General features: G+C 65.4%; 7 protein-coding genes and 1 pseudogene. 5 read left to right on the top strand and 3 right to left on the bottom strand.

The features are described from left to right. The 3 genes from AC5RWX_RS27835 to AC5RWX_RS27825 all read left to right on the top strand — a co-directional run. Positions 1–1775, top strand: a 1775-nt coding sequence (locus AC5RWX_RS27835; protein WP_494099489.1) for an HNH endonuclease signature motif containing protein, incomplete at its 5' end; no start/stop codon positions are given. A gap of 230 nt (positions 1776–2005) precedes the next feature. Continuing rightward, positions 2006–2230, top strand: a complete 225-nt coding sequence (locus AC5RWX_RS27830; RefSeq protein WP_494099488.1) for a hypothetical protein — start codon at positions 2006–2008, stop codon at positions 2228–2230. A gap of 75 nt (positions 2231–2305) precedes the next feature. Further along, on the top strand, positions 2306–2983 hold the full coding sequence (locus AC5RWX_RS27825; protein ID WP_494099490.1) for a YqjF family protein: 678 nt from the start codon (positions 2306–2308) through the stop codon (positions 2981–2983). A 21-nt stretch (positions 2984–3004) separates the two neighbouring features. Here AC5RWX_RS27825 and AC5RWX_RS27820 read toward each other — a convergent pair whose 3' ends face one another. Further along, entirely contained in the window at positions 3005–3325 is a 321-nt protein-coding gene (locus AC5RWX_RS27820) for a hypothetical protein (protein ID WP_494099487.1), read from the bottom strand. A 98-nt stretch (positions 3326–3423) separates the two neighbouring features. Between AC5RWX_RS27820 and AC5RWX_RS27815 the strand changes: the two genes are divergently transcribed. After that, complete coding sequence (locus tag AC5RWX_RS27815; protein WP_494099486.1) at positions 3424–4221, top strand: ZIP family metal transporter; 798 nt, start codon at positions 3424–3426, stop codon at positions 4219–4221. A gap of 53 nt (positions 4222–4274) precedes the next feature. On the opposite strand, the gene AC5RWX_RS27810 is transcribed toward AC5RWX_RS27815, so the two are convergent. Further along, a complete protein-coding gene (locus AC5RWX_RS27810; RefSeq protein ID WP_494099485.1) occupies positions 4275–6776 on the bottom strand; it encodes a Tex family protein in 2502 nt (833 codons plus the stop codon). Positions 6777–6919: 143 nt separating this feature from the next. Between AC5RWX_RS27810 and AC5RWX_RS27805 the strand changes: the two genes are divergently transcribed. Continuing rightward, positions 6920–7216 (top strand): hypothetical protein, encoded by a 297-nt coding sequence (locus AC5RWX_RS27805; RefSeq protein WP_494099484.1) that lies wholly within the window; start codon positions 6920–6922, stop codon positions 7214–7216. Between the two features lie 229 nt (positions 7217–7445). On the opposite strand, the pseudogene AC5RWX_RS27800 reads toward AC5RWX_RS27805, so the two are convergent. Beyond that, a pseudogene (locus tag AC5RWX_RS27800) lies at positions 7446–7803 on the bottom strand (alkene reductase); the annotation flags it as partial.

The following is a 7803-nucleotide window of genomic DNA, read 5'->3' as shown; positions in this document are numbered from 1 at the left end:
TGGAAGCCATTGGGGATCAGCTTGGGGAGTACTGCGGTTCTCCCGCTGTGCTGACGCGGGCCGGCAGTGTTTCCTCCCGTGGTTCAGGGGCGTCCGACGGCGATCCCGGCCTGGGTTTTGCGGGCCGGTTGTTTGCCGTTCCCGGCAGGGCCATGGCGGACGTGGCTGGGCCCCTTCCTGCCGAGCCGCTCCCGGCGGACAACCCAGCGGGACCCGGGGAGCCGCTCAGCCTTGCCACGATTACTGGACTCCTGGCTGGTGCCGCTGCTGCAGCACCCTGCAGGCTTGCGGCCGCGGATTACGTGGAGGCCGCCGATTTTGCCGGGCAGGTGGAGGACCTTTCCCGGTCCGTGGAGTACCTGCAGATCCTGTCCGCCGGGATGGTTGACCGGACCCGCACACGGGCTATTGCCGCGGCGGATACTGCCCGGGCCGGCCGCTCCCGGACGGGCAAGGGCTGGGACACCGGCTGGAACAACGGCTGGGACAACGGCGTGGAAACCCTGAACGAAATACCAGGCTCCCCCGGGGTCATCACCTCACCGGTTGATGACGGGTGCGCCAACACCGCCGAGTTCCTTCGGCTGCGGCTGCGGATCGGCAAGAGCGAGGCCCACCGCCGCCTTGCCCTGGCAGCGGACATCCTGCCCACCCACACCCTCACCGGCGAGACCATCCCAGCCGCCTGCGCACACCTCGCCGCAGCCCTCACACCCACACCCGCACCCGCCACAGCCGCAGCCGCCAGCAATGTCGAAGACACCGAGAACACCACCGAAGACGGGGCCGGGGGCACCCCAGCGGCCTGGGCTGCTGCCAGCCCGGTGGTGTCCTCCCGGGCCGGGACCATCATCGCCCTGACCCTGAACCGGCTCCGCCACCTCGTCACACCCCAACGGCTGGCCCTGATCGAGGAAAACCTCACCACCACAGCCACCACCACAGACCCGGACTTCCTTACCCGCCTCGCCCGCCGCTGGGCCGACACCATCGACGCCGACGGCACCGAACCCAGCGAAGAAGCCCTCCGCCACACCCAAGGCGCCTTCATCCGCAAACCCCGCCACGGCCTGCACCACCTCGAAATCTTCGCCACCACCGACCAATACGAACACCTCCTCACCGTCATGAACACCGCCACCAACCCCCGCACCACCAGCACCGGCACCGGCACCGGCACCTGCAGTGGTGCTGGTGCCGGTAGTGGCGCTGATGCTGGTGCTGGTGCGGGCACCGGTCAGGACCCCCGGCGGGACAGTGATGTGGACCTGGACCGGCGCACGAAGGCCCAGAAACAACTCGAAGGAATCATCGGCGCCGTCAAAACCGCCCTGGCCACCAACACCCTGCCCGCCACCGGCGGCAACCGCCCCCAAATCATCGCCACCATCAACTACCAGGACCTCCTCCCCCACCCCGGACACAACCCCGGACACAACCCCCGGGAAACCGGCACCGGGAACTTCGCCTTCACCGGCCCCGTCACCGCAGCCACAATCCGCAAAATCGCCTGCGACGCCGACATCATCCCCGCCCTCCTGGGCACCCACAACGAAATCCTGGACCTCGGCCGCAAAACCCGGCTCTTCACCCCCACCCAACGCCAAGCCCTCACCGCCCGCGACCAAGGCTGCACCTTCCCCAACTGCACCATCCCCGCGCCTTGGTGCGAAGCCCACCACATCACCTACTGGTCCCACGGCGGCCCCACCAACCCGGCCAACGGCGCACTCCTCTGCTCCGCCCACCACCACCTCATCCACAAAGAACAATGAACCATCACCACCATCAACAACACCCCCTGGTACACACCCCCAAAACACCTCGACCCCCACCAAAAACCCCAACAAAACACCAACTTCAAACCACCACCCCCACCACCACAGGAATGAGTGCTCGAAAAGGCAGAAACCAGAGAGGCGCGTTGGACAAGACCCTGCGTTTAGCAAGGCTTCCGTCCGCGGGCTGGCCTGCTGCTTCGGGGGGCTCCGTTAGGCTTCACAGCATGACTGCAACCACCAGTGCCCAGGCCGTCGAGCTCCTCCGACTCCACCGATCAGATGAGATCCTCTCGGGTTCCCTGCCTCCGGCCAGACTGCAGGAACTGGGAGTCGCACGAATCTTTCAAGGCCGATGGACGCAACGGGTTGCACTGAAGGCACTGGCGGACGCGGCGGCCACCCTTTTGGTCGGCGGGGAACTTCCCGCCGGTACTCGCGCCCTGAATTAGCGGGAGTGGGCTGTGGATCAGCATCAGGACGGGCCACGATGGCCGCTGCCAGAGGAACTGCCTCGCCCTGTCATCATGGATCAGCGCTGGATGGACGCTATTTTCCTCCACTGGCGCATTCCTGAATCTGTTGCTGCCCGCTTTATGCCCCGGGGCGTGCAGCCAGACACCTTCGACAGAAGCTCCTGGGCTGGCCTCATCGGCTTCCGAATGAAGGAGGCAGGGATTGGACACGGACCCGGCATCCCATATCTGGGGAGCTTTGCAGAAGTCAACGTCCGCCTGTACTCCAGGGAGCCCGACGGAACCAGAGGTGTCGTATTTCTGAGCCTGGACGCCAACCGGCTGCCCGTGGTCCTGGCCGCTCGGGCAGCTGGCATACCCTACGTCTGGTCGCGGACGGGTCACGAAGCGAGCCCATCCCAGCCCTCGGTCAACAGCTACTCCGTCCGCAGGTTCCGGCGCGGCGCCCACAGCATCTTTCGAGCTGCGCACCATCATGCCGCGCCAGTGGAGGATCCCTTGTCAACACATCTGACGGCCCGCTTCGGGCTGCATAGCGTTTTCAGGGGCAATACCATCTACATCCCCAACACCCATGAACCGTGGCCCCTTTACGCTGCAGACCTACTCGAATTGGATGATGGATTGATGTCAGCCGCAGGGATCACAGTGGACGGCCCGCCAGAGTCCGTGCTGTACTCCCCCGGTGTCCGGACCCAGTTTGGCCGGCCCCGTTTCCTCGGGCACTAACTGGACCCGAAGCGCATTTTTCTAAACGTCCTGCCAGCCGCGGCCCTCACTGAAAGTGGCCACGAGGCTTCCGACTCCCGCATTGAGGGAGTTGGACGGGTCGAAGTACAGGGACGCTTCCGAGGCACGGCTGTGGGTGATGAGCTGCTCCGCTTCCAGTTTTGCCTCCGGGACCGTGGCGCCAATGATGCCGGTGCGCGCCGGGAGTTCGGGGGTGTGCACAACATCCGCACCCGTCTGGGTCAACGGGATGGTAGTACCAGAGTCGATCTCGTCGTGCGGGAACTCAAACTCGGCACCGTTGGCGGCGGCAGGGATGGTGTACTCCAGGAAATAAGTCATGAATCCACCTTTGCAGAAACCCACCGCCATCGAAAGTGCGCCCGGGGTCTGGGCAATGACGTATTCCCACGTCAAGGGCGCACTCCTATACTTGCGGCATGATGATGTCGTTGTGGTTCGGCGTCATAGCATCCAGCGCTTTGGTCGTGGGTGCTTTCATTGGCGTTCGCTTCGAACTTCCCAAGCGGCTTTTGGCCATGCTGCTGGCCTTCGCCGCGGGTTCGCTCATCACAGCCCTCGCCTTCGAATTGTTCGAGGACGCCTACCGGCATGGCGGCATCCTCCTTGCAGCCGTTGGCCTGATGGCCGGCGCGGTGGTGTTTACTGTCCTCAGCGCACTGCTGGACCGGTGGGCCCAGGCAGGACAACAAAAGCATGCAACACCCGCCGACGAGTTCCAGGGCAGCGCGAAGCTAGACACCGATGCCGCGGCCGCCGATAAGGCTGCCACCTCTGTCTCAACACGTGGAGCGGCCGGGCTGGCGCTTTTGGCTGCAGTCACCTTGGATGGTGTGCCGGAAAACGTTGCCCTCGGAATCTCCCTGGGAGAAGGAACCGGCGGTTTGGCGCTCCTGGCAGCCATTTTCGTCTCCAACTTCCCGGAAGCACTGGTAGGTTCCGCGTCCATGCGCAGCCAGGGCCGGTCGACGGGCAGCATCCTCGGACTATGGCTGGCCTGTGCGGCCCTTCTCGTCATCGCCGTCGTGGTGGGAGCGGGGCCGCTGTCCGGGGCGGCCCCTGAGACGATTTCGGTGCCGCTGGCATTTGCCGCCGGCGCAGTGATCGCATCCCTCGCAGACACGCTCATGCCCGAAGCCTACGAACACGGCGGTCCGGCCGTCGCCCTGAGCACGGCGGCGGGATTCGTCCTCGCGTTTGTACTGTCGCTGGCCTAGGAATTTTCCGCCGGGCCGCCACCGCACCTGGGACGTCTGGCCACCCGCCTGAGCTACTTGCCCAGTCCCGCCTTCCGCAGCGCCTCCGCCATGGCCGTATTCACGGGAGCCGGCTGGGGAGTAGGGGTGCGGCCAGGCACTGTCGCGTTCCGCGTCGGCTTTCCACCTGATCGTCCCTGCTCCTGCCGCCCGCCGCGCTCCGAACCGTGCGTGCCGCCTCGCCCGGTACTGGGGCTTCCGCCGCGTCCAACACTTTGGTTCCTGCCCCGCTCTTGGTTCTGCGGTTGACCGCCGGACTTCCCGGACGAAGCGGCACCCGAACCCGCCGCACCTGAGGAGGGCTCGTCGTCGAGCCGCAGCGTCAACGAGATCCGCTTCCGCTCCGGGTCCGCCTCAAGAACCTTCACCCGGACTACCTGCCCTGACTTCACCACCTCGCGCGGGTCGGAAACGAAGCGGTTCGCCAGGGCAGACACGTGGACCAGTCCGTCCTGGTGAACACCCACATCCACAAATGCGCCGAATGCCGCAACATTGGTCACAGTCCCCTCCAGGACCATCCCCGGCCTGAGGTCGGAAATTTTCTCGATCCCCTCGGAGAAGGTGGCAGCCGCGAAGGCTGGGCGTGGGTCCCGACCCGGTTTGTCCAGCTCCACCAGGATGTCCTGCACCGTGGGCAGCCCGAACGTGTCATCCACGAAGTCACGCGGGTCCAGCGAGGATGCCGGCGCGGAACCGGCAGCAACGAGGATCTTGCGTGCCACGGCGTAGGACTCGGGGTGCACGCTGGAGGCGTCCAAAGGTTCCGCTCCCCCGGTGATGCGGAGAAAACCAGCGCACTGTTCGAACGCCTTGGCACCGAGCCGCGGCACCTTCTTGAGGTCTGTGCGCTTGGCAAAGGGCCCGTGCTCGTTGCGGTACGCCACAATGTTTTCGCTGAGCAGAGGCCCGACGCCGGCCACCCGGCTGAGCAGCGCTGGCGAAGCAGTGTTGACGTCCACTCCCACCGCATTGACGCAGTCCTCCACCACAGCGTCCAGGCTGCGGTCAAGCTTCGACGCTGTGACGTCGTGCTGGTACTGGCCCACGCCGATGGACTTGGGATCGATCTTCACCAGCTCGGCCAGCGGGTCCTGCAGCCTGCGGGCGATGGAGACAGCTCCGCGCAGGGAGACATCCATTCCGGGCAGTTCAGCTGCAGCGAGAGCGGAAGCAGAGTACACGGATGCCCCGGCTTCTGACACCACGAGCTTTTGCGGTTTCCGTTCCACGTCCGGTAGCCGTTTGATGAGTTCCGCGGCGAGCTTGTCCGTTTCGCGGGACGCTGTTCCGTTGCCTATGGCCACGAGCTCGACGGCGTGCTGCCGCGCCAGACGAACCAGGGTCGCCAGCGCCTCGTCCCACTTGCGTGCCGGGGCATGGGGGTAGACGGTGTCCGTGGCCACGACCTTCCCGGTGCCATCCACCACCGCGACCTTGACGCCGGTCCGCAGTCCGGGGTCCAGGCCTAGGGTGGCCTTGTTCCCGGCGGGCGCGGCCAGCAGCACGTCGCGAAGATTCGCAGCAAAAACCCGGACCGCCTCATCCTCGGCGGCTGCAAACATCTTGCCGCGGAGGTCGGCCGTCAACCGGGCCAGCACGCGGGACCGCCAGGCCACCTGGGCCGTTTCCATCAACCAGGCGTCGGCGGGACGCCCACGGTCGGCAACCCCGAGGCACCTGGCCACCGCCGATTCGTACCGTGAGCGCACGGCGGCGAGGGCGGCGTCGTCCGTGGGGTCTGCTTCGGCGAGGTCGAGCTCAAGGACACCGTCCTTCTCTCCGCGCAGTAAAGCGAGCACCCGGTGCGACGGCATGCCGGCAGGCGCCTGCGCAAACTCGAAGTAGTCGGCGAATTTCTGCCCATCGGCCTCCTTGCCCTTTTTCACGCGCGAAACCATGCGGCCCTGCGTCCAGAGGCGTTCACGCAGGGTGGCGGCGAGGTCGGGATCCTGAGCGACGCGCTCCACGAGAATGGCACGGGCACCCGCGAGAGCGGCAGCGGCGTCACCCACGGCATGTTCAGGATTGAGGTACTTCGCAGCCTCGCGGTCCGGGCTAAGCTCGGGGCGTTTCAGCAAAGCCTCTGCCAGGGGCTCCAAGCCTGCCTCACGCGCAATCTGTGCTTTGGTCCGCCGCTTGGACTTGAACGGCAGGTAGATGTCCTCCAGCCGGGACTTTGTGTCAGCAGCAAGGATCGCTTTCTGCAACTCGGGCGTTAGCTGGCCTTGCGCCGCAACCGCGTCGAGAACCGTACGACGGCGGTCCTCGAGTTCACGGAGGTAGCGCAGGCGCTCGTCGAGCTCACGGAGCTGGGTATCGTCCAGCGTCCCGGTGGCTTCCTTGCGGTACCGGGCGATGAACGGAACGGTGGACCCGCCGTCGAGCAGCTCCACAGCTGCCTTCACCTGCCAGGCTCTTACACCCAGTTCAGTTGCGATCTGGGTGTAGATTCCGTCCTCCCTTTTCCCGGGCGCGGACGGATGAGGGGAAGAGGCATGCGGCAGTTGAGTCACCAGAACATCTTGCCCCAAAGCGCTTGCCCCGCTCCACTGCCGCGGCAGTCACGCACGTTGGGCAAGGGTATTCCGCTGCCGCCTGCAAAGTGCTGTAGTTGAAATGCCGTCACAGGCACCGAACGCTCGAGGAAGAGGGCATCATGCGGGAACTGCTTATTGTGTTTCAAGAGGGGTTCGAGGAAGCAAACATCACCGTGACGGTGAACGGCAAGCAAGCGCGGCGGGACCTTGACGTTTCGACCAACCCGATCCTCGGCATCGCGTCCGAGGTTTCCATAGAGCTGCCGGCGAAGGGCGCCCAGGTGGGAGTCGAGGTGACAAATCGGGGCCTGAAAGCGATTAAGAAGGTCAGCGGAAGGCCCAAAAGCGTGCTTGTATCCATCGAGGACGGCAAGCTGGTCATGACGGAAGGAACCGGCCGGGAGGCTCTTCTCTAGTCCATTCGGTAGGCGCCCAATCGGGCTCTAGTAATAGTCCATTTGCTGGAGTACCATCTGATCACCGCCGGGACCCCAGAGGAGCCCGGTGGGCCAACTTCACCAGCCGAAGGCCGTCGGATGGCCTTTGGCGCCCGCTGCCGGATCAGCACACCGAGCAGCAAACGACGGCGACACCTAAGCCGGGTGCCGCCGTCGGCGCTGTCTCGTGGGTGCTGTTTGACCGGCTCTAGCCGGCGTAGGCCGGGTAGTCCGTGTAGCCCTTGGCACCGTCAGCGTAGAAGGTGGAGGGGTCCGGCTCGTTCAGCGGGAGGCTCTCGTTCCAGCGCCGTGCCAGATCCGGATTGGCGATGGCGGGACGGCCCACCACTACTGCGTCAGCATGGCCGTCGGCCACGAGGGCAACAGCTTCTTCGCGGGTGGTGACGACGCTGAATCCGGTGTTGACCAGGAAGGTGCCGCCAAAGCGGGTGCGAAGATCCTGGACCAGCTCTCCACTGGGCTCGTGGTGCAGGATGCTGAGGTACGCAAGGTTCAGCGGGGCGATGCTGTCCACCAGAACCTCGTACGTGGCCCGGACGTCGGCT

The sequence above is a fragment of the Arthrobacter sp. SPT-J7 genome (assembly GCF_059089965.1).
Note: the sequence above shows the minus strand (reverse complement) of the source record. Positions and strands in the feature narration are given on the sequence as shown.

What these genes read in the sequence shown, in the direction of transcription:
- AC5RWX_RS27830 (WP_494099488.1), top strand. Translation starts at nt 2,006, where the DNA reads ATGACTGCAACCACCAGTGCCCAGGCCGTCGAGCTCCTCCGACTCCAC.
- AC5RWX_RS27825 (WP_494099490.1), top strand. Translation starts at nt 2,306, where the DNA reads ATGGATCAGCGCTGGATGGACGCTATTTTCCTCCACTGGCGCATTCCT.
- AC5RWX_RS27820 (WP_494099487.1), bottom strand. Translation starts at nt 3,325, where the DNA reads ATGACTTATTTCCTGGAGTACACCATCCCTGCCGCCGCCAACGGTGCC.
- AC5RWX_RS27815 (WP_494099486.1), top strand. Translation starts at nt 3,424, where the DNA reads ATGATGATGTCGTTGTGGTTCGGCGTCATAGCATCCAGCGCTTTGGTC.
- AC5RWX_RS27805 (WP_494099484.1), top strand. Translation starts at nt 6,920, where the DNA reads ATGCGGGAACTGCTTATTGTGTTTCAAGAGGGGTTCGAGGAAGCAAAC.